Source organism: Mycoplasma sp. 773 (genome assembly GCF_053851515.1).
This window is the reverse complement of sequence record NZ_JBSQAV010000008.1, coordinates 1-26,538: the sequence shown is the minus strand read 5'-3', so window position 1 is coordinate 26,538 and position 26,538 is coordinate 1. Positions and strand designations below refer to the sequence as shown.

Annotated in this window: 28 protein-coding genes; 17 read left to right on the top strand and 11 right to left on the bottom strand. The window is 28.4% G+C overall.

The window, feature by feature from the left end:
* Positions 1-87: 87 nt before the first annotated feature.
* From gmk to ACWXVJ_RS02395, 5 genes are read left to right on the top strand one after another with little or no spacing between them, the layout of a single operon-like run.
* A complete protein-coding gene (gene gmk, locus ACWXVJ_RS02415; protein ID WP_438340563.1) occupies positions 88-711 on the top strand; it encodes a guanylate kinase in 624 nt (207 codons plus the stop codon).
* Positions 712-723: 12 nt separating this feature from the next.
* Positions 724-1,476, top strand: coding sequence for a PP2C family protein-serine/threonine phosphatase (locus ACWXVJ_RS02410; protein WP_455966430.1), 753 nt, complete (start codon positions 724-726; stop codon positions 1,474-1,476).
* Positions 1,477-1,478: 2 nt separating this feature from the next.
* The gene (locus tag ACWXVJ_RS02405; RefSeq protein WP_455966429.1) at positions 1,479-2,483 is read left to right on the top strand and encodes a serine/threonine-protein kinase; all 1,005 of its coding nucleotides are present in this window, start codon (positions 1,479-1,481) and stop codon (positions 2,481-2,483) included.
* Between the two features lie 16 nt (positions 2,484-2,499).
* Positions 2,500-3,348 carry a ribosome small subunit-dependent GTPase A gene (gene rsgA / locus ACWXVJ_RS02400; protein ID WP_455966428.1) on the top strand — a complete coding sequence of 283 codons (849 nt, stop codon included), beginning with the start codon at positions 2,500-2,502 and terminating at the stop codon, positions 3,346-3,348.
* 11 nt (positions 3,349-3,359) lie between these two features.
* Positions 3,360-4,016: a ribulose-phosphate 3-epimerase gene (locus ACWXVJ_RS02395; protein ID WP_455966427.1), complete on the top strand. Its 657-nt coding sequence runs from the start codon at positions 3,360-3,362 to the stop codon at positions 4,014-4,016.
* Positions 4,017-4,344: 328 nt separating this feature from the next.
* Here the strand turns inward: ACWXVJ_RS02395 and ACWXVJ_RS02390 are convergent, their stop codons facing one another.
* Together ACWXVJ_RS02390 and ACWXVJ_RS02385 are read right to left on the bottom strand one after the other, a co-directional pair.
* Positions 4,345-6,291: a S41 family peptidase gene (locus ACWXVJ_RS02390; RefSeq protein ID WP_455966426.1), complete on the bottom strand. Its 1,947-nt coding sequence runs from the start codon at positions 6,289-6,291 to the stop codon at positions 4,345-4,347.
* 76 nt (positions 6,292-6,367) lie between these two features.
* A complete protein-coding gene (locus ACWXVJ_RS02385; protein ID WP_455966425.1) occupies positions 6,368-8,314 on the bottom strand; it encodes a S41 family peptidase in 1,947 nt (648 codons plus the stop codon).
* A 474-nt stretch (positions 8,315-8,788) separates the two neighbouring features.
* On the opposite strand from ACWXVJ_RS02385, the gene infC reads away from it, so the two are divergent.
* The 4 genes from infC (at position 8,789) to ACWXVJ_RS02365 (ending at position 11,559) form a co-directional block, all read left to right on the top strand.
* Positions 8,789-9,472 (top strand): translation initiation factor IF-3, encoded by a 684-nt coding sequence (gene infC, locus ACWXVJ_RS02380; protein ID WP_455966439.1) that lies wholly within the window; start codon positions 8,789-8,791, stop codon positions 9,470-9,472.
* Between the two features lie 10 nt (positions 9,473-9,482).
* Positions 9,483-9,662, top strand: a complete 180-nt coding sequence (gene rpmI / locus ACWXVJ_RS02375) for a 50S ribosomal protein L35 (RefSeq protein WP_438340570.1) — start codon at positions 9,483-9,485, stop codon at positions 9,660-9,662.
* A gap of 33 nt (positions 9,663-9,695) precedes the next feature.
* Positions 9,696-10,055: a 50S ribosomal protein L20 gene (gene rplT / locus ACWXVJ_RS02370; protein ID WP_438340571.1), complete on the top strand. Its 360-nt coding sequence runs from the start codon at positions 9,696-9,698 to the stop codon at positions 10,053-10,055.
* Between the two features lie 103 nt (positions 10,056-10,158).
* Positions 10,159-11,559 (top strand): hypothetical protein, encoded by a 1,401-nt coding sequence (locus ACWXVJ_RS02365; protein ID WP_438340572.1) that lies wholly within the window; start codon positions 10,159-10,161, stop codon positions 11,557-11,559.
* A 179-nt stretch (positions 11,560-11,738) separates the two neighbouring features.
* On the opposite strand, the gene ACWXVJ_RS02360 is transcribed toward ACWXVJ_RS02365, so the two are convergent.
* The 4 genes from ACWXVJ_RS02360 to ACWXVJ_RS02345 form a co-directional block, all read right to left on the bottom strand.
* Entirely contained in the window at positions 11,739-13,001 is a 1,263-nt protein-coding gene (locus ACWXVJ_RS02360; RefSeq protein WP_455966424.1) for a hypothetical protein, read from the bottom strand.
* Positions 12,994-14,292 (bottom strand): hypothetical protein, encoded by a 1,299-nt coding sequence (locus tag ACWXVJ_RS02355; protein WP_455966423.1) that lies wholly within the window; start codon positions 14,290-14,292, stop codon positions 12,994-12,996. The genes ACWXVJ_RS02360 and ACWXVJ_RS02355 overlap by 8 nt, the downstream gene beginning before the upstream one ends.
* A 176-nt stretch (positions 14,293-14,468) precedes the next feature.
* Positions 14,469-14,930, bottom strand: a complete 462-nt coding sequence (locus ACWXVJ_RS02350; protein WP_455966422.1) for an RpiB/LacA/LacB family sugar-phosphate isomerase — start codon at positions 14,928-14,930, stop codon at positions 14,469-14,471.
* A 5-nt stretch (positions 14,931-14,935) separates the two neighbouring features.
* The gene (locus tag ACWXVJ_RS02345) at positions 14,936-15,403 is read right to left on the bottom strand and encodes a Sua5/YciO/YrdC/YwlC family protein (RefSeq protein WP_438340576.1); all 468 of its coding nucleotides are present in this window, start codon (positions 15,401-15,403) and stop codon (positions 14,936-14,938) included.
* Between the two features lie 47 nt (positions 15,404-15,450).
* Here ACWXVJ_RS02345 and mutM point away from each other — a divergent pair, with 47 nt between their 5' ends.
* From mutM to ACWXVJ_RS02325, 4 genes are all read left to right on the top strand, one after another.
* A complete protein-coding gene (mutM, locus tag ACWXVJ_RS02340) occupies positions 15,451-16,275 on the top strand; it encodes a DNA-formamidopyrimidine glycosylase (RefSeq protein WP_444704970.1) in 825 nt (274 codons plus the stop codon).
* 3 nt (positions 16,276-16,278) lie between these two features.
* Complete coding sequence (locus tag ACWXVJ_RS02335) at positions 16,279-16,521, top strand: Smr/MutS family protein (protein ID WP_438340578.1); 243 nt, start codon at positions 16,279-16,281, stop codon at positions 16,519-16,521.
* Between the two features lie 259 nt (positions 16,522-16,780).
* Positions 16,781-17,758: a DHH family phosphoesterase gene (locus ACWXVJ_RS02330; protein ID WP_455966421.1), complete on the top strand. Its 978-nt coding sequence runs from the start codon at positions 16,781-16,783 to the stop codon at positions 17,756-17,758.
* Complete coding sequence (locus tag ACWXVJ_RS02325) at positions 17,745-18,740, top strand: DHH family phosphoesterase (RefSeq protein ID WP_438340580.1); 996 nt, start codon at positions 17,745-17,747, stop codon at positions 18,738-18,740. The genes ACWXVJ_RS02330 and ACWXVJ_RS02325 overlap by 14 nt, the downstream gene beginning before the upstream one ends.
* Before the next feature lie 149 nt (positions 18,741-18,889).
* On the opposite strand, the gene ACWXVJ_RS02320 is transcribed toward ACWXVJ_RS02325, so the two are convergent.
* Positions 18,890-19,522, bottom strand: a complete 633-nt coding sequence (locus ACWXVJ_RS02320; protein WP_455966420.1) for a hypothetical protein — start codon at positions 19,520-19,522, stop codon at positions 18,890-18,892.
* The gene (locus ACWXVJ_RS02315) at positions 19,522-20,526 is read right to left on the bottom strand and encodes a nicotinate phosphoribosyltransferase (protein ID WP_438340582.1); all 1,005 of its coding nucleotides are present in this window, start codon (positions 20,524-20,526) and stop codon (positions 19,522-19,524) included. Before ACWXVJ_RS02315 ends, ACWXVJ_RS02320 begins: the two co-directional genes overlap by 1 nt.
* Positions 20,527-20,639: 113 nt before the next feature.
* Here ACWXVJ_RS02315 and ACWXVJ_RS02310 point away from each other — a divergent pair, with 113 nt between their 5' ends.
* Positions 20,640-21,050 carry a hypothetical protein gene (locus ACWXVJ_RS02310; RefSeq protein WP_455966419.1) on the top strand — a complete coding sequence of 137 codons (411 nt, stop codon included), beginning with the start codon at positions 20,640-20,642 and terminating at the stop codon, positions 21,048-21,050.
* Positions 21,051-21,103: 53 nt separating this feature from the next.
* Here the strand turns inward: ACWXVJ_RS02310 and yidC are convergent, their stop codons facing one another.
* Genes yidC through rpmH form a run of 3 tightly spaced genes read right to left on the bottom strand, consistent with a single transcriptional unit; the run spans position 21,104 to position 23,649 of the window.
* A complete protein-coding gene (gene yidC / locus ACWXVJ_RS02305; RefSeq protein ID WP_455966418.1) occupies positions 21,104-23,143 on the bottom strand; it encodes a membrane protein insertase YidC in 2,040 nt (679 codons plus the stop codon).
* Complete coding sequence (gene rnpA, locus ACWXVJ_RS02300; protein ID WP_438340585.1) at positions 23,127-23,459, bottom strand: ribonuclease P protein component; 333 nt, start codon at positions 23,457-23,459, stop codon at positions 23,127-23,129. Before rnpA ends, yidC begins: the two co-directional genes overlap by 17 nt.
* A gap of 43 nt (positions 23,460-23,502) precedes the next feature.
* On the bottom strand, positions 23,503-23,649 hold the full coding sequence (gene rpmH, locus ACWXVJ_RS02295; RefSeq protein WP_002881399.1) for a 50S ribosomal protein L34: 147 nt from the start codon (positions 23,647-23,649) through the stop codon (positions 23,503-23,505).
* 328 nt (positions 23,650-23,977) lie between these two features.
* Between rpmH and dnaA the strand changes: the two genes are divergently transcribed.
* The 3 genes from dnaA to ACWXVJ_RS02280 form a co-directional block, all read left to right on the top strand.
* Positions 23,978-25,339, top strand: coding sequence for a chromosomal replication initiator protein DnaA (gene dnaA, locus ACWXVJ_RS02290; RefSeq protein ID WP_455966417.1), 1,362 nt, complete (start codon positions 23,978-23,980; stop codon positions 25,337-25,339).
* Positions 25,340-25,360: 21 nt separating this feature from the next.
* A complete protein-coding gene (gene dnaN, locus ACWXVJ_RS02285) occupies positions 25,361-26,458 on the top strand; it encodes a DNA polymerase III subunit beta (protein ID WP_455966416.1) in 1,098 nt (365 codons plus the stop codon).
* The coding region (locus ACWXVJ_RS02280; protein ID WP_455966438.1) for an RNA-binding S4 domain-containing protein at positions 26,458-26,538 on the top strand (81 nt) is incomplete at its 3' end. The genes dnaN and ACWXVJ_RS02280, both read left to right, overlap by 1 nt.

Here is a 26,538-nt window from a genome sequence, read left to right as displayed (position 1 = left end):
ATATTTTTTATATAATTAATTATTAATATAATTAATATTCTAATATTACTTTAAATATTCTAAAATAAAAAAGATGAAGGAGAAAGCATGGAGAAAAAATTAATTATTTTTACCGGACCTTCTGGTGTTGGGAAGGGCACAATTGAAAAATATTTGTTTGATAATAAGGACTTAAAATTAAAATTATCGGTTTCAATTACTACCCGCGAGCCAAGAGAAGGTGAAGTTGATGGTATTCATTATTATTTTGTTCCAATTGATACATTTGAAACATTTATTAAGGAAGATAAGGTTTTAGAATATTCAAAGCATTTTGATAATTATTATGGAACACTAAATTCAGAAGTGGCAAATATTTGTGCCTCAGGAAAAATCCCATTTTTAGAAATCGAAACTAATGGTGCCTTGCAAATTATTAACAAGTATCGTAAAGAAGGTAGAGAAGGTGAAATATGTTCAATATTCTTAATGCCTCCATCATTAACAGAATTGGAAAGAAGAATTGAAAATAGAAATACTGAAACATATGACCTTATTTTAAAAAGATTAGATAAAGCAAGAGAAGAAATAATTCTTTCTTCGATTTTTCAACATGTTGTTATTAATAATTCAATTGAAGAAACCGCTAATAAAGTTAAGGAAATTATCAAGCAAAATTTTTCTCACATTATTGATGTAAAACAAAAAGCAGAACCTGGTAGAAAGGCTTAAAAAAGTAGAAAAATGAAATATGTTATTAAAACTGATAAAGGAAAATATCGTAACGAGAACCAGGATTGTGCATCAATCAGTTTTTTAAATAATTGAACATTAGCTATATTATGCGATGGGATGGGGGGTCATTTTGGTGGTGCCTTGTGCTCACAAAAAACAGTGGAATTACTAGTTAGCTATTTTCAAGAAAGTTTTAACGATAATATTCAATTTAATGATAGAAAAAATATAAATAAATGATTTAATACCACACTAAGCTATATTAAAAAATCACTTAAAGATATAGTTAATAGTAAAAATATTGTAAATTATCGAGATATGGGTACAACTTTAACGGCTGCCTTAGTTTTTAATTTAAACAAACAAACTTATGTATTTAATATTGGCGATTCTCGTACATATGCATATAATGGCTTATTACATCAAATAACTATTGATCAAAACGTTTTACATGAACTTGCAGAAATCAAAAAAATAGATATGGATATTGTTAAATTATTGCCTGATGCCAATAAGTTAGTTAGTTGTTTGGGACCTAATAAGAATATGAAATGTGATAGTTTTTTATTGAAAAGCAGTGAAGAAATTAAATATATTTTATTGACATCGGACGGAATACATGATTTTGTTGATAAACCAACAATTGAGCAAATCCTTTTAGATAAAAAACTTAACCTTGATAAAAAAGCTCAAAAATTAATTGATATTGCGAAGAAAAATCAATCAAGAGATAATTTAACAGCATTGATATTGGAGCTTTAATTATGTTGAAGAGATTGGATAGATACGAAAATGTAAATAAACACTTTGAGGACTTTGTCTTAATAGGAAAAGGGGGGTATGGTGAGGTTTATTCTGCTTGTTATAAGAAGACACAAAAGAGAATGGCAGTTAAAATACTCACTGTTCCAGATATAACAAAAAAACAAGTTAATCAAATCCGCTTTCAGAACGAGTGCAACGTTTTGAAAACAATTAAATCGCCGAATGTAATCAAAATGGTTGGCTACTATGTAAGCGCAGACGAATCTTATTATGCAATGGAATTAATCAAAGGAACCAATCTCAAGGCATTAATTGCAAAACACAAAAAAATACCTGTTGATGAAGCAATAAGAATTGCGAGAGAGATATGCAGGGGATTGTATGATATCCATTCATCTAATGTTATCCACCGAGACTTAAAACCAAGCAATATAATTATTGAAAATGATACCAATAGAGTTAAATTAATTGATTTTGGGATATCAATTAGCGAGGATAGTTTGCGAGTTACAGCTGATAATAAAACAGTTGGCTCAGTTCAATATTTAGCTCCTGAGATTCCCTTGAAAAGTCAACCAGCCTCAATTCAAAGTGATATCTATGCTTTTGGTATGATTTTGTATGAAATGCTTTCAGGACATCCTGTTTATCAAGGGATTGATGCCCAATCTATTTTACTGCTTCAAATAAACGGTACAATACCACCTTTAGAAGGTGTTGGGAAAACTATTCCGCAAGCTGTTGAAAATATTATAATAAAATGTACAGCTAAAAATCCTCAAAATCGCTATTTAAATTGCTTAGACATAATTAGTGATCTAGATCATTGTTTAACACCGCAAGCAAGCATGGAAAAGCGGCTTGATCTTGAAAATCATGAGCAAAAGAAAAAAAAGAAATCACACAAGGTACTAAACATTGTTTTGATAACACTGGGTTCCTCAATAATTTTTGGATTATTAATTTATTTAATTGTATATTTAGTTGAATATTATAAAAAGTAGAAGTGAAGGTGTTAATATGGAAAAAGGGAAAATTATTAAGTCGTTAGCAGGCTTTTATGATGTTAAGTCGTTTGGAGATAAACAAATTTATAGAGTGAGAGGTTCGGGAAAACTTAGATTGCTTGATATGAAACCTATCGTCGGCGATAATGTTGAATTTGAAAAAGAAGGATTGATTCATCATATTTTAGGACGAAGAAATTTCTTTATTAGGCCTAAAATTGCTAATGTTGACCAAGCGATTGTCGTTATGTCATTAGTTGAACCAGAATTTAGTTCTCAATTAGTTGATAAGTTCCTTATTATTATTGAAAGCAAGAATGTAGAACCAATAATTGTTTTAACCAAGAAAGATCTAACATCTGCTTCAAGGATAGATTTTTACAAGGAACAAGGTTATAAGGTATTTGAAATAAATTATGAAAACGAAGCTAGTTTTGAAGGCTTGCGAGAAATTTTTAAACATAAGACTAGTTTTTTTGTGGGCCAAACCGGTGTCGGAAAAACGACGCTGATAAATTATTTAGCTAGCACAAATTTTGAAACACAAGCCATTTCAAAGGCGCTAAACCGTGGTAAACATACAACAAGAGAAGTAAGTTTAATTAACTTTAATGGCGGCGAGATTATTGATACTCCTGGGTTTTCATCTATTGAGTTTGATTTAACAATTGATGAAATGCCTGTTGCTTTTAATTCTTTTAGAGAAGCATCCCCTTTTTGCAAATTTAGAAGTTGTAGACACTATCATGAAAGAATTGAGGATTGTGAAGTTAAAAGACGCGTTCAGTGTGGAATTATTAAAGAAGAAAGATATGAAAATTATAAAAGCTTTATGAAGCGTATGTTAGAACCAATATATTAAGGTGGAAAAAAATGGATAATAGACAAATAAGCCCTTCGATATTAGATGTAAAAAGTGATCAACTAATTTCCTATGTTAATTCATTGATTAAATGAGGTGTTAGTAATGTTCATTACGATGTTATGGATGCCCAATTTGTACCCAATACGGCCTTAACATATGAAGAAATTAAAAAAATATTTGATCAGTGTCCAAAGCATAATATGGATATTCACTTAATGGTTAAAGATGTTTTTTCTTATTATCATAAATTTAAGGAATTTGGAGCTATTTTAACATTTCATTATGAAGCTTTTGAAAATGAAATAGAGCTCAAAAAACTTATTAAATTAGCAAAAAAGGAAGGCATAAAACTCGGTTTAGCCTTTAATCCTGATACAGATGTAAGCAGAGTTATGCCATTTCTCAAGGATTTAGATTTAATATTAGCCATGAGTGTCTATCCTGGCAAGGGTGGGCAGAGTTTTATTGAATCTACTTATGCAAAGGTAAGACAACTTAGAAAATATATTGATCAAAAAAATTTGAAAATAATAATTGAAATTGATGGTGGTATTAAGGACTTTAATATTAAAAAATGTTTTGAGAGTGGCGTTGACTTAGCGGTTGTTGGTTCTTATTTGGTTAAAAATTTTTCAAAGGAAACAATTAAATTGTTATTGAGTTAATTACTATTTTTAAATCACTTACTAAAAAAAGGCAAGCCAGAGATTAATTTACACAAAATTATCTACAGTTCCTGTTTATGACCAATCCAATTGCAAATAATTTTCGAAGAAGAGTAATAATAATTTAAAATAACCAAATAACATTTAGGAGATTAAACTCTCCGATTTAGTTATGTTATTTGGTTATTTTTGTCTAATAAATTTAGATTTGTGTGATTACCATTCCCAAATCTCTTACTCAAAAAGTAAGCGGGAAATAAATTTACACAAAATTTACTACATTATCATCAGCATCAATTGCTGATGTCTTTTAACAATGAAAGGATGATTATTGTTTATTTTCGTCTTGTTTTTGATTTTGAGCGCTTAACATTTTATCGATTTTATCGTAGTTATAGAAATCTTTATAATCTAATTTGATGTCTGGTTGAACACCACTTTCAATTTCTTTGTTATCTTTACCAAATGTAGCGTTATTTGGGCCACTTATTGTAATAGTTGTTCCATCGCTTAGAGCTAGAGGCATAATGGCTGACATACCGCCACCAGTTTTTTGACCAATAATTTTAGCAATACCCATTTCTTTAACAATACTTGTCAATTGGTTAGCAGCACTAAATGTATTTATACCAACTAGGATGTTTCAATTGTATTGTGTATATGCATCCCCTTCGTATTTATCGTTACCATCAGTATCAACTAAGCCCTTACTTAAACTACCTACTCTATTTAAAATATCGAATTCACGATTTAGAATTGGTTTGTCAGTCATAAAACCTAGTGTTTTAACCATTGATCCAACGCTACCACCACCATTAATAGCAATGTTTAGAACAATGTTTTTTATATCTTTCTTTTCTTTAACTTGTTTCATTAAATGGCGCATTAAGTAATATGTATCATGTTTTCAAGCTTCTGGCGATTTGTTTTGTTCTTTAGTTCCATCTTCAAAATGCAATAGGGTAACAAAAGCAGTATTACCAACAAATTTTACATAGTCTTCAGGTTTGAAGTCTGCAATTTTCTTTTCGAAATATGCTTCAAAGCCTTTAACCAATTCTGCTCTTTGTTTATTGAAATCAATTCTATATTGACCATAGTCTTCTGGTTTAAGTTGTAGAGGGTCTAGATAATTAGTTGTTTCATAGTATGAGAATGAGTTCATTCTTGTATGCAATTCATTTAATTGCTTATGGAAAATACTGATGTATGCTTCATTTCATTTTTTAGGATCAGTCGATAGAAGTTTTTCTTTATCTTCTTTTTTGATATAGTCTGCAAAAGATTTAATTTGTTTATATTCTCTTAAGCCATAAAAGTAGTCCATTGTAAATGATAAATGGTTAAAGTTTGCTTCTCTTTCTTCCTTGGTTGGTTTGTTGCCATGGAGATCGTTCTCTTGTCTAATTCTTTTTCTTGCGTCTTCTCCAGTTTTGCCAAATGAGTCAAGTCCAGCAAAAACATTAGTGAATGTTTTTCCGTTATAGTAGATATTGTTGAATGTTCAGCTCATAAATAGAGTGTTAAATACTGAAAATGGCACTAAAACTTTACCATCTTTGTAAAGGATATCCATATGATATTTACCTAGATCGAAAGTAACGCCTTTATCACTTTCTGGAATTCTTTCATATTCATATTTAGTGAATTCTCCACCATCTGTTAATTCTTGTGGTCTTAATATTTCATAAAAGAAGTCCGTTGTGGTTACAAAAATTGTATTTTTATTTCAATCAATTACCAACTTGTTTGAAATAGTTCCATCAGGATTGCTTGTGTAATAAGTTTTTCTATTCTTTTGTTTATCAACATATGAACTAAATTGTTCTGGGCCAATCAAGCCAGTTAGAGCACTTAAAAATTGATCGATATCAACATAAGCTGTCTTTGATTTATCATCCTTAATTTCATAAACATCAACATTTGATTCCTTAACTGCTGTATATTCAGGATTAAAGTTTTTGAAATTGTGAGAGGTGGCACTAATGTTAACCTTGTCATCGTTTTGAGGCTTGATATTGTTTTCTCTTTCAATATCATTTATTATTTCGTTTTTCTCATTTAGTTGATCTTTGATTTTATTTAATTCATCGTTAGTATTATTTTTTTCTTTTTGTAATTCTTGAATTTTTTGTTCTTTTTCTTGAATTTCTTTATTTAATTTATCGATTTGTCCAGATTGACAGCTTGCAGTTAGTATAGCAATTGGTGCTAGACCAATAGCTGATAATGGAAGTAAGCTTGCTAAAAGTTTAGCTTTTCCTGATTTTTTCATATTTTTTCCTTCTTTACAATAATTTCTTCATTTTAAGAAAACACCGGAATTTTTTGGCCGATGTTATTAATTATTATTAATTTTGTTTTGAGTTAGCGCTTGTTAAAGCCTTGTCAATTGCCTCATCATTATAGAAGTCTTTGTATTCGATTGCAATGTCGGTTGGAACACCACTTTCTATTTCTTTGTTTTCTATTCCAAAAACAGCATTGTTTGGTCCACTCATAGTAATAGTTGTACCATCTGGCATTACGTTTGACATAATAGCTGACATACCACCACCAGATTTTTGACCAATAATTTTAGCAATACCCATTTCCTTAACAATACTTGCTAGTTGGTTTGCGGCACTAAATGTAGTTACACCAACTAACAAGTTTCAATTGTATTTATCATAAGCATCATTTTCGTATTTACCATCACCATCGGTGTCAACTTCTGATTTGCTTAAACTATTTGTTCTATTTAGAATATCTTGTTCGCGGTTTAAAATAGGTTTATCGGTCATAAAGCCTAAAGTTCTGACCATAGCAGAAACGCTACCGCCACCATTTAAAGATAGATCTAATACAATATTTTTAATTTTTGAATTCTTTTTAACTTCTTCAATTAGATGTCTCATTAGGAAGTATGTATCATATTTTCATGCGTCATCTTTCGATATTTCATCTTTTGTTCCATCTTTGAATTCAAGAAGGGTTACAATGGCTGTATTGCCGTGGAATCTAATTAAATCCTTAGTTTCAACTTCGCTAACCTTCTTACCAAATCTTTTCTCAAATAGCCCACTTAACTCGGTTGCTACTTTTTGCTCATTTAACAATTTTTGTCCAAAGTCATTTTTTGTTAATGAGTCAAAAATATCGGCATTTCATTCTTTTTCACGATACGAAAAAGTATTTAGGCTTGTGTGTAAATCATTTAATTGTTTATGGAAGATATTTATATATGCTTTGTTATATATTTCTGGGTCAGTTGATAATAATTTTTCTTTGTCTTCTTTTGAAATATAGTCTGCAAAAGATTTAATTTGTTTATATTCTCTTAAGCCATAAAAGTAGTCCATTGTAAATGATAAATGGTTGAAGTTTGCTTCTCTTTCTTCCTTTGTAGCCTTATTACCATTTAGATCATCATTCTTTCTTATTCTTTGTCTTAGTTCATTGCTTGCAGTTTCAAATGCATCAAGTCCATCACTTACATTTGTAAATGATTTACCATTAAAGTAAATATTGTTTGATGTTGTACTCATGAATAAGGTATTGAATATTGAAAATGGAAGTAATACTTTATCATTACTATATAAGATATCCATATTGTATTTGCCCAGGTCAAAGTTGATAAGTTTGCCTTCATCACCTTTGATGCGCGATAATTCATATTCGGTTTTTAGGAATTGCTCACCATCGGTTAATTGTTGTGGTTTAAAAATTTCATAAAAGAAATTAGTGCTTGTTAATTGAATGGTGTTTTTGGCTCAGTCAATAATTAATTTATTTGATATTGTTCCATCTGGATTTTTTGTAAAATATGTTTTTGTATTTTTATCTTTTTCAACATATGAACTTAATTGATTTTGGTCAAATAAACCATCTAAAATCGATATAAACTGATCTAAGTCAATATAAGGTGTCTTAGACTTGTCATCTTTAATAAAAAATGCTTCAGCTTCATTTGTTTCTTTTACTGTGTATTCAGCATTATAGTTTTTAAAGTTATATTTTTTAGTCTCGAAAACTTTTTTATCATCATTTTGCGGAGTTACTTTTTCTAATTCACCCTTTAATTTTTTTATTTCTAAATCTTTTTTTGGAAGTTGTTCTTTAGCTCAATTTAGTTGATTGGTAGCTTTATCTTTTTCAACTTGTTCCTTTGAAAGTTGCTGTTCTTTTTTTATAAGTTCTTGGGTTAGTTTATCTTGTTCCCCCGATTGACAGCTTACTGATAGTATAGCAATAGGTGCTATGCCAACTATAGATAATGGTAAACTTGCTAGAAGTTTATATTTTCCTTGTTTTTTCATATTTTCCTTTCAATGTTGTATCTTTTTATCTAGTTTTATACTATCTAAAAACAATTTTATTACTTTTGGCTAAAAGCACAAAATTTATACTAAAAAACATAGAAAAGTTTTAGGTTCAAATAATTAATTAAATAGATAGCGCTTTATAGTTGCTGTTTTAAATGTTAAAAAATGATAAAATTTAGCAATTACCTTAAAGAAAAAACTAGATTGTATTTTTTGTTTTGATTTTTAATTTGAAATTAACATTTTTTGTGAAATTAGAAACTTTTATTAAATCTTACAAAGAGAATTACCATCCGTTTTTGCTTATTTGATTAATAAAAACATGGAAATAATTTATTTTGTAAGATATTTTGAAAATGTTGTTAATCTTAAAATGATTTTATGTTAAAATTATTGTGCTTTTAATAGCAATAAGTAGATTCATTTCTCACCTAAGTGATTTTTTTGCTGGGTCGCTACAGATAAAGATTATTTAATATTTTTGTAGTTAATGAGAAGTGGTCTAAACCCACTTTTTATTTATTTAAGGAGGAAGTTATATATCAAGATAACTCAAACTTTGCAAATAGTCAAAGTAAAAAACCGAAATCAGAACACGTTGTAAATAATGACATACCTTATAAAAAAGTTTTTGTTTTAGGCCCTGATAATGAAAAAATAGGAGTTTTAACTAAAGAAGATGCTTTAGAAAAGGCTTCTGAATATAAGATGGATTTGGTTCTTATCTCAATTGAAAATAACAAACCTATTACTAGAATTATGGACTATGGTAAGTTTAAATATGATAAGAAGAAAAAACAAAAAGCAATTAAGGAAAAACAGTCAGTAACTATTAACCGCGAAATAAGATTAACCCCTTTAATCGGACAACATGACCTTGAAACAAAGGCACGCAAAGTGCGTGAATTTATTTTGGAGGGAAATCGTGTAAAAGTGTCGGTTAAGTTTAGGGGTCGTGAGCGTAGCAGAACTGATTTGGGGCACGAAATTTTAGATAAGTTTTATGCGCTTGTCGAGGACATTGCAAAAGTATCAAAAGAGCCAACTTTAGTAAATGAACGTTTTTTAGATATGTATATCGAAAAAGATAAAAAGAAAGTTGAAGCCTTTAACAAAAAAAATAACGAACCTTCACAACCACAAGGAGAATAACATGCCAAAAATGAAAACCAAGAGCGGTTTAAAGAAGAGAATTAAAATAACTGCAACAGGTAAAGTTAAACGTGGAAATGCATATCGTTCACACTTAGCTCAAAACAAAACAACTAAGCAAAAACGTCAATCTCGTAAATCATCAACCTTATCAGCATCAGATTTTAAGAGATATAAAGAATTAATTTAATTTTTTAATAAATTATTTGGAAAGGAAAATATTATGCGTACAAGAGGCGGAGTAGTAACAAGAAGAAGACGTGTTAAATGATTAAAACTTGCTAAGGGATACTGAGGACACAAATCTATTGGTTATAAAGTTGCTAAGCAAGCTGTTGTTAAATCATGAACATATGCATTTAGAGATAGAAAACAAGTTAAACGTGAATTTAGAAAATTATGAATTGCTCGTATTAACGCAGCAGCAAGAACAAATGGTATTACATATTCAAGACTAATCGAAGGATTAAATAAAGCAAATATAAATATCAATAGAAAAATGCTTTCAGAATTAGCAATTAACTATCCTGAATCATTTACTTCGATAGTGGAAACAGCCAAAAAAGCTCTATCATCAAAATAATTTTTAACAGCTTTAGTTAGCTGTTTTATTTTTTATGTATATTAATACATAATCATTTTATTTTTTAAAAAAGTGTTATTATTTTCTATTATATTGAGGACATATGAAAAAGACGTGCAAAATTAATAACCAAAGTCCAGAACAAAAGAATATAGATTTAGCTAAACAAAAACAACTTAAATCAGAAGAATATATAGCATTATCTAACGAGGAAAAAAAGCGAAAAAGTAAAAAGAATCCTTCAAAATTACCTTATGAAATAAATCCTTATGGAGTTAATTTCTTTAATGTATGAAAAAAGTTTCCTAAGAAAATGTTCTTTGTTTTTTGTTCAGCCATCTTATACAATATAGCTATCGCAACATTTTTAGCTAAGGCGGCAACGGTTGCAACTGGGGTTTCAGCTATAGTTCAAGCAATTACATTTACAGTTTCATCAACTGCACCATATTTTGCTTTTATTTATTTCTTTATGAATTTACCCTTAATAATTGCTTTTTGAAAGAAAAATTCACGATTATTTATGATTTTAACGACATACTGATTATTATGGCAAGTTGCGTTTCAATCGATATTATTAATTGGGCCAATTGGACATTTCTTTAATAAAATTTCGATTTATTATATTAATTGAATTTCTCCAGTTGATTCCCGTTTTACAAATGAATTTAAATCATTAATTCCTTGGGAATCATATGGAACTTATCAAAATTCATATCGTCATTTGTTCCAATGAATTAATACAAATCCAACATCTCAAGATGGTCTATATTTATTAAGCATTAATAATTCTTTAGAGGCAGGCGTAATCAAAGAGTTAGGATATATACATCAAATTACCCAGTCTCAATTTAACCAATTAAATCATTTTAAAAATATTATTGAAAATGGCTACGCCAATCCAACATGGCCAATTATTGTTTATGCTGTTATTGGTGCTTGTATGGCTGGATCGGCAAGTGGTATTTCATGAAAAAATTCAGCTTCTACTGCTGGCGGAGATTTTATAATTTATTATATTTCTAGAGTTAAACAAAAATCAGTGGGTCATATTTCAACAATTGTTGCCTTGATTTTTGGAGCATTCTCAATTGTGACAATTAGCATTGTTGAGTTATTAGGAGTATCATCAGATAGACCATTTAATATTGCAGCATTAATTTTAAGAATTTTAAGTTTTTTTGCATATGTTTTTATTTACATTTCATTTATTGATCTCATTTTTCCTAAATATCGTAAGATTAGAATTGAAATATATACAAAAAACCCAGACAGGATTATTGACCGTCTTAAAATTATTAATTATTGACATGGTTATAATATAGATAAGCTTACTGCCGGTTATACAAATACTGAAACTGTTAGAATTGAGACTTTTGCACTTTATTTAGAGCAAAATATTATTAAAAATGAAATCCTGTTGGCAGACCCTGCAGCATGGATGACTGTATCCAGAGTCCATAATATTATTGGAAAATTTGACACTTCAAGAGTTGAATCTTAATAATATCAAGAAGGTGATATAATCCCAAGTTTGGATAAAAAACGATAAAACACATTCCGAAAGGAGTGTGTTTTATTTGGGTTTTTCAGTTTTAAGATTAAAAAATCATAAATCCATTTTAAATTAAGATATATTTATGATTTTTCTTTAATTTTTTAACTATATTTTTTATATGTATTTTATTTGTTTGCTTGTTGCTTTTTAATTAACATTTCTTTCTTTTTATGTTTAGATAAAAATATTTCCGAAACTGCAATTACAATACTTGTAACTAGTATTAATGCTGTGAACACGGTAAACGTAACAAAATAGTTGATTTGATATGTTATTAGAGTTAATAATAAAATAATTAAAGACGATGAAATAACTTTAAAAATTAATGTTCATATTGTATTTTTTTTAAATTTGTCTTCTTTAAAAAGCAAATATGTATTTGTGTAAAAAATGGCAATAAATAGTGAGAAAAATAGTTGTTGCATACCTATTATTACTAAATAAATTATGTTTTTAATGTAATTACTAATTGATATAAATAAAATAGGAATAACTATTAGAATTACAATATTCATAGCTAATAAAATTCATCTTAGTTTGATATCTTTATTTCTTATCACTAAAGAAATTAGGCTTCCAATCAGGCCAAAAGATCCGAATATAATATTTAATATAAATGATCATTCTTCTGCATTAAATGAAATAGCTTTAAAAAATTGAGACATTCCCGCTGTTCGTGGAAAAAGAAATATTCCAACAATTAGACTACATGCAATAGTATAAACTCATTTTCATATGTTGTAATTTTTGTTGTGTTCAAGTTGTAAATTGTCTACATTATTTTTAATAGTTGGTGTTGTTTGTAATGGCTCCTTATTTAACTTTAATATGAAGTATAAAATCCCCGATGCTAAATAAGTTATCATATTCATAACAATTAATGATCAGAAAGGCAATTTAGTAAATAATACAAATGAAAACACTGATGCCAATAGAAAAGCTAGCGCAGTAGCGATAGTCGTTAAAACGTTGTAAGTTTTTATATCTTTATTGTTATTTGATAAATAATATAAAACTGACTTAAGGGCTATGAATCTAAATGAGTGTATGATATTTAATATAATGTTAGTTATTAATAAAAATATTGAAAAAGCCTGGAGTGAATTATTTTTTATGAAGAAAAAAGAGCTAATTAATATGACCATTAGCACACCCACGCTAATAAAGTCAGTTGCTATAAGTATATTTTTTAGTTTTAATTTTGAAGCAATTTTTTTATTTAGTAGATATGAAATAAAGACCGGTATTTGAATTAGTAAATATAAAAGAGAAACAAGCCAAAAACTACTTGTGAACTTATAGATATAAATTGCTGTCCCAAGTTTAAAGGCCTCAGATCCAATCATTGAAATAATTAAAGAACTGGCATATTTTGTTTTATTAATCATTGTTTAGTTCCTTATATAAAACATAAATTATTTGAATCATATGAACAATGTTTATGATGTTAATTTTAACATTTATATCAGTTTCTAAATCCCCTGGAATGCTAATGATAAAATCAACGATTTCATTTTCTTGCTTGCAGGTTGCGGCTCATTCTTTACTTAAGGAAATTTTATAGGGAATGCTATATTTGCTAAGTATAGACAAAATCTTTTTAGTTTTAATGTTATTTTGGTTATCTGAATTTACTAAAATGCCTTGATTTTCTCACTTGCTATCATTAGAGATTTTTAAATTAAAAATATATTCATTATTTACCTTTTTATTATTTTTAATTTGGTAATTGTTAATAAACCAGTTTAGTATAAAAGAATTAATTTTACTATTTTGATTTTGTTCGACAAAATTAAAGTTATTTATTGAGTAAGAACTTCTATTGCTATCTTGGCCAGAGCAATCTGTCTTAAAAATCATATTTGTGCTTTTTAATTTGCTAAAATCCTTTGTTGCGTCAAATTCTTGGTATTCAGTAAAAAAATTTAAATAAAAGCTTTCTATTATTTTGCTATTGAAGTTTATATAGTCACTAATTTCTTTATCATTATTTATTTGTTTGAATATATGTTTTACCTTATTAAAAGTTTGCAACAAGCCGGGATCTTGAATTTCGAAGACTTCATATTCATTTTTCCATCATAAAAATTCCTTATATTTATAGTAGATAAAAATAAGAGTTGAATTATTGATAAGGTTCATGATTAGGGTTTTATAATTGTTTAATTTGAAGTTATCTAGAAATGAGGTTAGATTATCAAGGTGATTTAAATCGCTTATTGTTGCAATGATTTTTTCCATCTTATCATTGTGTGGATAATACGATGACATAACATATGTAAGCATTAAGATTTTTCCAATAATCATAAAATCAGAATTTACAAAGTAAAGGTTGTTATCAATTTTGTTTAATCAATCAACATGAAGATATTCAAAAAGAATAAATTCAACCTTTCCAAATTCAAAATTTTCAATTGTTATAAGGTTATCATCTTCTCTTAGCAGCTTGAAGTCTCCAATTTTTGTAATATATCTAATAAATTCTCTTTTTGTTTCTAAATTTTCATTGTTAAAAAAACAAATATCAATGTCATTGGGATTGCGTTTAATAAGTTCATTTAACTTTAAAACAGCAGACCCTTTGATAATAATTTTTATATCTGTACTATGCAATTCATTGAAATCATCAACATATTTAGAAATATAATTTATTTTTTCTTTAAGTTCTATTTTTTTCATTCTTAAACCCCATTTAAATTTTGATAAATTAAATTATTGTAATACTTTTTTTAGTATGCGTTTTGTTTTTTAAAAAAAATTAATATTTTTTGTTAATTTATGTTGCCCGGTCGATAAAATAAGATTAAAAATCAGGGCTAACTTTAGTCCTGATTTGTGCATTTTATACATTTAAATTATTCATCCTGGCCAAGTTCGCCTAGTTTACTAATTCTAATAAGATGTCTTCCGCCTTCAAATTCTGCATTTTCTCATGCATGAAACATGTTTAGAATTTCGTTATCTTTTAATAATCTTCCTCCCATACACAAGATATTTGAATTATTATGGGCTTTTGATAATCTCGCTTCTTCTTCATTTGTAACTCTAGCACATCTTATATCTTTAAACCGATTTAAAGCCATAGATATTCCAATTCCTGAGCCGCAAAAAGCAATAAGTTTTGTATTCTCTTTATTAAGATCTCTTTTTGTTTCCTTTGCAAATTCTATTCCAACATCAGTATACGAGACTGGCAATAATGAACTTGTTGAACCAAAAAGTTCTACTTTGTATCCTTCTTTTTTTAACTCGCTAGCGAGCTGAATCTTTGCTTCATGTCCAGCGTGATCACTAGTTATCTTTACAATTTTGTCCATAAAATTTACTCCCTTAAAATTAAACCGTCTTCAACTCTAATTATTTGGCTAGGCTTTTGACTCATTTCTCCAAAGTTATAAACATTTGTTATTTCAGGAAAAAGAATTTTTGCATTTTCAATATTTTTGCATACTGGACCATTTGATATATTGCAACTCGACATATATACTGGCCCATTTTTTTCAAGATATTCGAGTAGCAAGGGATGGTTTGGCATTCTAAAACCTTGGTCATTAACAATTAACGTTGTTGCGCCTGGTCAATATTTTTTAGCATATTGCTCAGCTTGCGGATTTCATTGTTTAAACATTCGTGCCTGGTGGATAGAGGATACTAAAATAATTAGTTTTTTATTTCTATCTCTGCCTTTTATTTCATAAATTAAATCTTTAGTTTCATCGTTAACAGCGCCGCCGATCCCTAAAACGGTATCAGTTGTTGATATAAATAATTTTTTATATTTGTTTGTCATACTTTTATTATATTACATTATGTTATCTAAAAGTATATAATAGTAATATGCCTGAATTACCAGAAGTAAAAGTGGTTGTTAAAAACCTAAATGAGGTCATTTTGTATAAAAAAATTAAGGACCTAGAAATTATTAAACCGCATCTTTTTAAGGAGTGTTCGCCTTCAACATATAAGAATAATTTACGGGGGCATGAGATAACTCAAGTCAAAAATAAAGGTAAGCATATTATTTTTCAATTCGAAACCAACTTAATTTTGTTATCTCATTTAAGAATGGAAGGAAAATATCGTTATTATCAAAAACCACATGAGAACCATAAACATTTAGTTGCTAAATTTGTATTTGAAGATAATAGCGAGCTCCATTATCTTGATAGCCGAATGTTTGGCACATTTTATTTGCGCGATAGTGAAACTTATGAAAAAAAATTACCTTTATCAAAAGTGGCACTCGAACCTAAAGATACTAACATCGAGGAACTTTTTGAGAAATTGAAGGGTAGTGAAAGCTCTATTAAAACTAAGTTGCTGGATCAATCATATGTTGCAGGTTTTGGGAACATTTATATTGATGAGGCTTTGTTTGCATGCGCTATACACCCCTTGAGTAAATCAAAAAATATCCCATTAGCTAAACTTAAAGAGATATTAGAAAAAGGCCAGGTTATTATGGATAAGAGCTACAAACTAGGGGGAACAACTATTCATACCTATGAAAGTTTTAATAACGAGATAGGTTCTTATCAAGATTATTTAATGATTCACAGCGATAGAATAAAGTCATGTCTAAAATGCCAAAATAAAACTATAAAAATTAAGGTCAACGGGCGTGGAACTTACCTTTGTCCAAATTGTCAAAAGGAGTATTAAAATATGAATCTATATTCATTAGAGATTGATTTACACGGTTTAACTAGTGATGAAGCATCTATTAATGTTTTGAACGCCTTATTTACTTTAGATCAAAATGAATTTATGGAATATGTAGATATTATTGTTGGTAATGGCACCAAAACCCTTCAATTTGCTATTTCAAATCTATTAGAAGATGAAAAATATGACTATGAATTTTTGAATTCTAATCATTCAGTTATTAGGGCATATAAAAAGAATTAATTTTATAAAATAGTATGAATAAATGTTGACTAAAAAGATATTAGATTCAAATAGCAATATTAGAATTTAGATTTTTTTACGTTTTAAATTTATTTATTTTTTTATCAACATGGCAACCTAGTTAAATAAGGCTAAACCTTGATAATTGTTTAGTTACCATAAAATAGTTGATTATTTTTATTATGTTTTATAATTTAATAATAAATAAAATAATCAATTAAATTTTTAAATAATTAATTTTTAATTACTAGGAGAAAAAATGGCAAAGAATACTTGAGAAATTGCTAAACAAGCAATTGAATCTCATGATAATATTTTTATATTTCATCATATAAGACCTGACGGTGATTGTTTGGGTTCACAGTTTGGTTTGAGAGAATTGATAAAAACTAATTACCCAGAAAAAAAAGTGTTCGTTTTTGGTGATAATATTGGTGCATTTCCATTCTTTGAATGAGATTTTGATAAATTTGAGGATGTACCAAAAGAAAATTTCAAAAACTCATTAGGCATTGTTGTTGATGCTAACTCATCAAATAGGATTCAATTTGCGCAATACATTCTTGATAAAAACTTTACTCATTTATTAAGAATTGACCATCATCCTGTTAATCCAGATATTGAATATGACTATACGTGGGAAGATCCAACATTTGCAGCTGCAGCTGAGCAAGTTGCTTATATTTCGATGATGTCCAACTGAAAAGTTACTGATAAGGCAGCAAAATATACTTATTTAGGTATTAATACAGATTCTGGAAGATTTCAATATGAATATGTTCAAAAAAGAACATTTGATGTTATGTCTTATTTACATGAAGGCAATAATTTTAGAGTATGAGATGTTAATTTTGATCTTGCTAAAAGGGATGAAAGAAAAGTTAGATTTTCTGCATATGTTTTATTAAATTATAAGAGTGATGGAAAGGTTTTATATTTTCATGTAACTAAGAAGATTCAGGAAAAATTTAATTTAAATGATAATGAAGCTAATGATGTTGGCATTTTAGCAAACATCGGAGATTGCAAAATTTGAGTATTATTTATCGATCTTCCCGACGGCAATATTAGAGCTAGAGTTAGATCAAACGGTATATGAATTAATCACATTTGTGAAAAATACCAACCTGGCGGTGGCCATGAAGTTGCTGCTGGAGCAACATGTCATTCTAGACGTGAAATGAAATCTCTAATTGAGGACTTAAAGGCTGAGGTTTTAAAAAATGATCAAAATTAGTTCTGAAAGATTAGAAATATTTAAAAAAATTGAAGATAAAATTAAAAAATACCAAAATATTGTAATCTTTCATCATATAAGACCTGACGGTGATTGTTTAGGTTCACAATTTGGTATGAAGCATTTAATTCAAGAAAATTTTCCTAATAAAAATGTTTATACTATCGGTGATTCCAAAGGAATTTATTCATACCTTGATTTTTCAATGGATAAATTGGAATTTAAGAAACTTGAAAATTCGTTAGCTATTATTGTTGATGCTAATTTTAAAGAAAGATTAGAGTGCCGTGAATATTTAGATAATAATCTGTTTGATGATGTTATTAGAATTGATCATCATCCTAATGATGACGACTTAAATGCTTCGTTGGTTTGAGTTGATAAGTACTCTCCTGCGGCGGCACAACAGGTGGCCGAAATTGCATATGGATTAAATTGAAAAGTTAATGCACAAGCAGCAACATATTTATATTTAGGAATTTATACAGATTCAGTTAGACTTACAACTAACCTAACTGATGATAAGACAATGTTTTTAGTTGCTTGATTATGATCTCATAACGCTAATAAAGATTTACTACATGAAAATATGGCCAAAAAAACATTGGAGGATATTAAAATAAACGCTTTTGTTCAACAAAATATGAATATAAAAAATGGCGTTGTATCATTCTACTTTACCTTAAAGGATCAGAAGAAACTTGGGATTTATGACCCATTAAAAGCAAATCGACCTTTTTTGCTTTCCTCAATTGATGATAACAAGGCATGAGTATTTTTTACGCAAGAAAAGGAAAATCAAATTAGATGTGAATTTAGATCGAATGGTGCCTGCGTAAGAAACGTAGCTGTTAAGTGGGGTGGTGGTGGCCATCATCGCGCGTCGGGTGCTCAAATTAGCGACGCATCATTAATCCCCCAAATAGTAGCCGATTTGGAACATGAAATAACCATTTCTGAAAATTATGATAAAAATAATTAACCAATAATTTACTTTATTTTACAAAAAAAGCCAAGGCTCAAATCGTTATATATGATTCGGGTCTTTTTTTGTTTTAACATAGCTCAATTATAAAAAAACTGACCAAACATCATGGTCAGGTAATGTTGTTTATAAATTTTTAATTTTATTTAAATAAAATATTTGTTATAAATGTAATCATCGGCAATGTGATATATTTTTCTTATATATTCAAAGTAGATTTTATACTTTTTATGGTCGCCTTTTCAAATAAATTTTTTATTAATTGTCTTTGAAAACTCAATTACAAGATATAGGTCAAAAAAACCATATTTTTTTATACCATCAATAATCATTTGTTCAATAAGCATTCTTACTTTTGGATGATTTATATCAATGTCTTTTTTATAATGTTTTTGTTCAATTAAAACAAAGGCACCAAAGTAGATGTTTAGACTTGATATTTCTTTATGATATTCTTCTAAAAATAAGTTATGGGTGTTTTTTTCTTCTTCATCTAGCTCTATGTCCTCAAATATTTTATTGACATCAATTGCGTTTTTTGCGTATTTGTTTTCTGAAGCAATAATTAGAAATATTTTTATTATTATTATGATAAATAAAATAAGTGAAATTGAGCCAAAGATATATGATGCTATAGTTCCTCCCCTGCCTATAGAACCAAAAACATGAGACGCAACTAAAAACAAAATAATTCCTATTGCTAAAAAAAGAAAAATAACTAAGTAGCCAATAAAATTAAAGATATTATCTTTTATTTTTTTCTTGTGATTTTCTTCCATTAAATAATTTCCCCTCTATAAGTTTTAAGTTTGTTATTTTTTAGATATCCTCTTCCCTCTTTTGCGATATATTTATCATTTAATTTAGTTGCGTCGGCACTAAAATTTATTCATACTTTCAATAATGATGCTCCAACGCCGTATGTATCTACCGGTGTATTTTCATCCTCAAATTCTTTAATTCTTTTAGCATTAAATCCTGATGAAACAGTTATTTTAACATGTTTTCCATTGTTATTATCTAGAGCTTCTCTTAATCTCTTTACTTGATTTTGGGTAACACCATATTCTGCTTCTCCCTCAATAAACATTTTGTCAATTAATGCTTTCGAGGTGTCAATTCTTACTGCCTTGAGTTTTTTGCCAAATTCTTTTAAGCAGGCAAGTGAGTCTGAAATAACATCATTATGAAAATCAACAAGAGCATAAAGGTCATCATTTGGAAATGTTTTATGGTAAGCCTTAATTGCCTTAACGATATCTCCTTCAAACATTTGAATTAAGGCATGCGGCATACTGCCAAACGTATGCTTTAGGTCGTAATTGGATGATGCAAGAGTAGAATGGTTATATATTCCACCAACTTTAAGAGCATACGCATCATTTAGCTGGTTTATATAATGATCTGATCTATCAGCCATGCTTACAACATTTTTTCCATTAGCTGCCTTAATAACATTGTGTGCATTTGTGGCAATTGAAGTTTGACGGGCAAGAATGCCATCTATAATGCCTTCTCAAATGCCAAAATCATAGTAATGTCCTTCTAGTTCAAGTACGACTTCTCTATTATGTATTATTGACCCTTCTTCAAGATATCTTATTGTGTATTTAGACGTATCAGTGTTTTTACACAACAATTTAATGACCTCATTTATCCCACATAATTTTACATTATTGTGACGTTGAAAAAACTGTAGTGTTACTGTTTCGTTTTTGCGGTATTTCTGTGAAATTTTTTTGGTCTTAAGAAAATATATCGAGATATAGTCTTTTAGTTTCATTATACCTTCTTTATTTATAAAATGAATTACATTTTTTGATTAGCAAAATAAAAATTAATATTAAAATTATATATTATATTGTGATTAGGTAGAATAACTTTAGGAGTTATGTTATGGAACAAATTGATAAATCTGAGAATAATTATGTTGGCAAATTGTATAAGATGCAGTCATGAGCTAGCATTTGTTTTATTGTTTTTTTGTGTGCATTTATTAGCATTTTATTGGCTATATACCTGAATGGCAATGAAAATAATTATGGAAAATGAGCATCTAATCCGGTTTATATTGTAATAACAATTTTATTTATTTTTAGTATAGTTTTCGTTGTTAGTTCATCTATTTTAGGATTGAAATATGCTAAAAAAAACAATAATGCAAGACTACATATTTATTTCTTATTGTCTGCAATATTTATTATTCCCTTTTTGTCGTTATATTGTATGATAGTTTCTGCTATTAAAATGTATGATTTGCATCAAAAAATAAAAAAAGAAAAGCATGGAAACAAATTAAAAAAATAGACTATAAAAATAGCGAGCTTTTTTGAAAAAAGCTCGCTATTTTTATATTTAAATTATTTGAATAGGAAAGGTTGCAATTTATTTTTATATCATCTTGTTTTTTGAATGTAATGAACAGCAACGTGTTGAAGAATTGTAAATATACCACCTATTATTCAGTATATTTGCAAACCAGCACTAAAAAATATCCCTATAAAAGCAAATATAATCGGAATTAGAAATGCCTTTTTATTTGATTTTTTTATTGCAGCCCGTTGATAGGCGTCAGCTTGAAGTGATTTCTTCTTCTTTAGTTTAAGAATTTTAGGCATAAATTGAGCTATTAATTGAACTGCAATTGACAGAACAACAATTGGTAAATATTGGAGCTCACCAATTTTAAATATTCTATAAATTGAAGTAGCTGAAAGCTGTATTGTATATAATGTGGATTGTTTAATTTCTGGCGAAGTTGAAATTATTCTAAATACAACAATTAATATTGGGAGGGTTATAAATGATGAGACAAGTTGTGAGAGCGGTGAAATTTTTTCTTTTTTGTATAATTCACTAATTTCCATTTGCTTACGTTGGTTCATTTGTTTATCGCCCTTGTAAGCATCATATTTAGCTTCAATCTTTGCTTTCTTTTGGTTTAATTCTTCCATCTTACTTGCGCTAAATATTGTTTTAGTTGTAAGGAAGAAAGTGATAATTCTAACAAAAATAACTGTGATAACCAATGCCAGTACCACGCTTCATCCAGTAGTTCCTAACGGTCTAATTATGGAGTTCATAAACTGAGCAACTGGATATACAAAGAAGCCATAAAAAGGACCTTGTTCCCAGTGCTCTTTATAGGTAGTTATTGGCTTGTTGGGTACAAATGCATCTGAGGCCATTAATTTAAATTTTCAGGCATCAGGAGCATAATTTCCTGCATCATTGATTGAGGAAAAGTTAAATACGCTGATTTCCCTACCGATTTTTTTATCATTTACCTTAAATAATGATTCATTTAGAGAGGTTAATGAAGCATAGTTTTTCATAACAGATGAAACCGAAAGAAAGATTTTATTTAATTCTTTACCTTCTTCTTCGCTAATTCCCTTTGCGGGACCTATTGAATTTTTATAACTAAGAATGAAATTGTTCCATTCGCTAATTAAACTATATTTATCTAACGCTCTTAATTGAGAAATACTTTTTCCTGATTTTTTAGAGATTGCCTTGGCGAAATCAGATCTATTATTATCTTGGTCTACTCAAATCTTAAATGTTTCTGCTAATAATGTTGTGTATATATCCGCTAGAAAAACGTTATAAACATTTGAACCATTTACACCAGTTAATTCAACTCTTGAGAGGTTTAAATCTTTAACGTGTGAATAGTCAGTGACAAATTCTGTTCTTGTTTCATTTGAACCGGGAACCTTAACTTTTTTCTCATATGTTTCAAAAACAATTGAGTTAGGTAGGTAAATATCGGTTAATTTACTTACAGGGGTATATGCTTTTGTTTTTCCTTCACCTTTACTATTACCAAAATTAAGATAAATGTTGTTTAAACCATTACCATAGATGACACCTCTATGCCCATCTTCGTTTTTTATTTCGATGTTAGAGATATTTTGTCAATCATCTGGCTTGTTTGATAAAGCGGCATTGTCATTTTTTGGCTTTTGTAATTGCAATGCAAATGATGTACCACCATATATACCATATTGTCCACCGGTTTGAGCATCTTGTTTTCTTAACTGATTAATCTGTTTGTGATCTTCTAGGCCAAGATAAGTATTTGCCACTATACCGGTTTCTGTATTGATGTTTGGAACATAGAATTCATTGCGATCTTTATTCCATCTTAGTGTTGCGATGTTTGGTGAAACATAGTCGTTCTTTGTATATATTTCTTGTCCTGAACCAACTTTAGTTCCCGATTTTGTTGCAATTGATTGCACGCAACCTACTAGGCCGATAGAAATAATGATGAATATTAGAACAACCCTAATTCATTTTCAAACTTTTTTTCAGACAGCCTTTGGTTGCTTATCAATAGGAGATTGGTTAATCCGAAAAGAATCATAGTGCTTAGAACTACTTCTTTTTGCCATCGGTTATCCTTTCATAGATTTTGTGAATAGCTTTGTTTTTTTCCTCTCAATTGAGATGGAGAAAATTTTTTCTTGCTATTATAACGGTGTCGTAATTAATTTGACTTATGTCCATTTTTCTTAGAATCGATCTGATCTGATTGCGGTAGTGATTTCTTTCAACAGCATTAGCAAACTGCTTTGGAATTGAAATTCCGCATCTGAAAAATTGCGACTTAGTAAAATAAACAATTAAATTTCGTGAAATGACTTGATTATGTCCATTAAGAATTTTTTGAAATTCTCAATTTTTTTTAACAGTATTTTTTTTATTCATAATGCAAAATTATTAATTTAAAGTTAAAACAAAAAGCATCAAATTATTTTTCATCTGATACAGTTAATTTATGTCTTCCCTTTGCACGTCTTGCTGCAAGAACTTTACGGCCATTTTTTGTTTGCATTCTAGCCATAAAACCATGCACCTTAATATGTTTACGTTTTTTAGGTTGGTATGTTCTTTTCATTTTTCTCTCCTTTTCAAAAATATTTATTATGTAAAAATACTTATATTATTTTACCAAAAAAGCAAAAATCCCCCTTGCATTTTATTAATTATTAATTAATAATTTACTTTAGTGTTATTTTATGTCTTTTAGCTAACTTCTAATAAAAGTTTTTAACAAACTACTCATTTAAGTATCTTTATTTGTTGATAATTTATTTTATTATTTTTTTCAACTTAATTTAAGAAAGAAAAATAATAATAGAACTGTTAATAAAATGTATGTAAATACATTATGTTTAATTAAAAAAAATAGTTTTGCATCAATTTAAAATATAATTTATATTTATATGAAATACCAAGAAGCTCAATTGAATCTAAATGTAGAGAATAAAATACTTCAAAATGAACTTAAAAATAACTCTAGCGATGAAATGGTTTATGAAACTTTTTTTTCTCGTCTTCAACTAATTAGTACCGATGAAAATAATGCTTATATTTTAGCACCAACATATATTATTGATTATGTTAAACAAACATATCTTCAAACTATTCAACGAGCAGTAATTAATACACTAGAAAAAAAATTAGTAGTTGTTTTGATTTCATCTATAAATGAAATAAAAAAGATCATTGATAATGAGGAAGCTCATAAGTTCATTAATTCTGAAAAGATAACTAATGTTAAAAATGATTTAACGTTTAGCAATTATTTTATTGGCAACTTTAACAAGATAACTTTTAAGGCGGTTAAACAAATTTGTAATGAATATAACGATAGTTTTAATCCCTTGTTCATTTATTCGAGTAGCGGGTTAGGCAAGACACATTTATTACATGCTATTGCCAATGAATTTAAGAAGAAAAATAAAACATGTTTATACATCAATCCGGATAATCTAACCCGAAAGTTAGTGGAACAACTTAAATCAAGAAATCAAGAGCAAATTAATAAAATTGTTGACGAACTGACTTCTTATGATTGTTTGATGTTTGATGATGTCCAACAATACGGTAATAAAGAAAGCACCTTAAATGTTTTATTTAATATTATTAACACAATGAAGACACAAAAAAATCAAATTATTTTTTGTGCTGATAAGCAACCGAACCAACTTGGTGGCTTTGAGCAAAGATTCCTGACAAGATTTGAGGGCGGTCTAATAACTGAAATTAATGATTTAAGTGTTGAGGATGTTATTAGCATTTTGAAATTTAAACTTAAAGAGAATGATGTAAACCCTGATTTATGAGAAGAGGAATCATTTAGATATATAGCAAGAAACTTTTCTTCATCAATTAGAGCGCTTGAAGGAGCAATAAGTCGCATAAAATTATTTGCTGATGGTGATGATTTCTTTACATATGATTTAAGGACAATTCAAAATATATTTAAAAATGTGACAAAAGCTGCTGAAACAATAACCCCTGAAAAAATTATTGAAACAGTAAGTAAATACTATGGCATTGATAAAAAGAAAATATCTAGCCCAACAAGAGTTAAAGAAGTTGTAATGCCTCGAAAAATAGTTATTTATTTATTGAAACATAATTTTGATTTTACTTTGAAGGAAATAGGTAAGATTGTCGGGGATCAAGCACACTCTACTGTTATTGCTTCTTTGAACTGAGTTGATGCTAATTTACAAAGTAATTCTGCTATAAAAACTGCTATTGAAAAAATTCAAAATACATTAAAAAAAGTAATATAACAATTTAAGGAGTAAGAGTTCATGGAATTAAAGATTAATAAACTTTTATTAGATGCTGCTATCGAAAGGGTGGCAAAAGCAATAGATGCCAATCCTTTTATGCCAGAATTAAAAGGCATATTACTTAGTGCTGAAGGAAATAAAATTACATTAATTGGATCAAACGGATCAATCAGCATTAAACACGACATAAATGTATCGCTTGATGCTGAAATTATTCTTCCTGGCAAAATTCTTGTTGATCTTTCATTGTTTAGAAACATAGTCAAAAAATTAGATAACGATATTATTTTGAAATCAAAGGAAAATACTCTTGAATTAATCACTGAAAACGAACGTTTTTCAATAAATTTATATAATCTTTTTGAATATCCAGTTATTGATTTTTCTGTTTATGGTGACCAAGTTAAAATTAGTTGACAAAAACTGAAAAATATGGTAAAAAATGTTTCTGTTTCAGCTTCGACACTTGAAACAAATATTATTTTATGTTGTATCAATATATCTGCTCAAAATAACCAGTTTAAATTAGTTGCAACTGACAAATACCGTTATGCCGAAGAAATTGCTGAAATTGCTGATGATGTTAATTTTAATATATCAATACTTGCTAAGAATTTAAAAGATGTTTTGAATTTTGATTATAGTGGTGATGTTATTTTGAATATTTCAGATCAAAAAATATTATTTGAGTTAGACGGAACAGTGATCGAATCAAAAGTCGTTGACCAAGTTTATATTGACGTATCTAGAATTATTCCGAAATCATTTGCTTATGAATTGATCATTACTAAAAAGGAGCTAAATAGTTTATTAAACAAGGCATCGGTTATTATTTCAGAAAATTATAATAAAATTAGATTACATATTAATGACGATATTTTAACAATATCATCCACACGTGATGAGATAGCTAATGCCGAGATTAAAACGCAAAAATTTAGCTATAATGATAGCGAGCTTAAATTAGCGTTGAATTCAAAATTTTTAAAAGATGCTATTCAAAGTTTTGATGATGAGATAAAGCTATCATTCACTGCTGATAAGATGCGAATTGTTATAACATCACAATCAAATCCTAAACTTTATCATTTAATTACACCGCAAAGAGGTTTTTAATGAAAATTGAAATTTACGGAAGTGAAATTAAATTAGGTCAATTTCTCAAAAAAATAAACCTTTGTCGCACTGGCGGAATG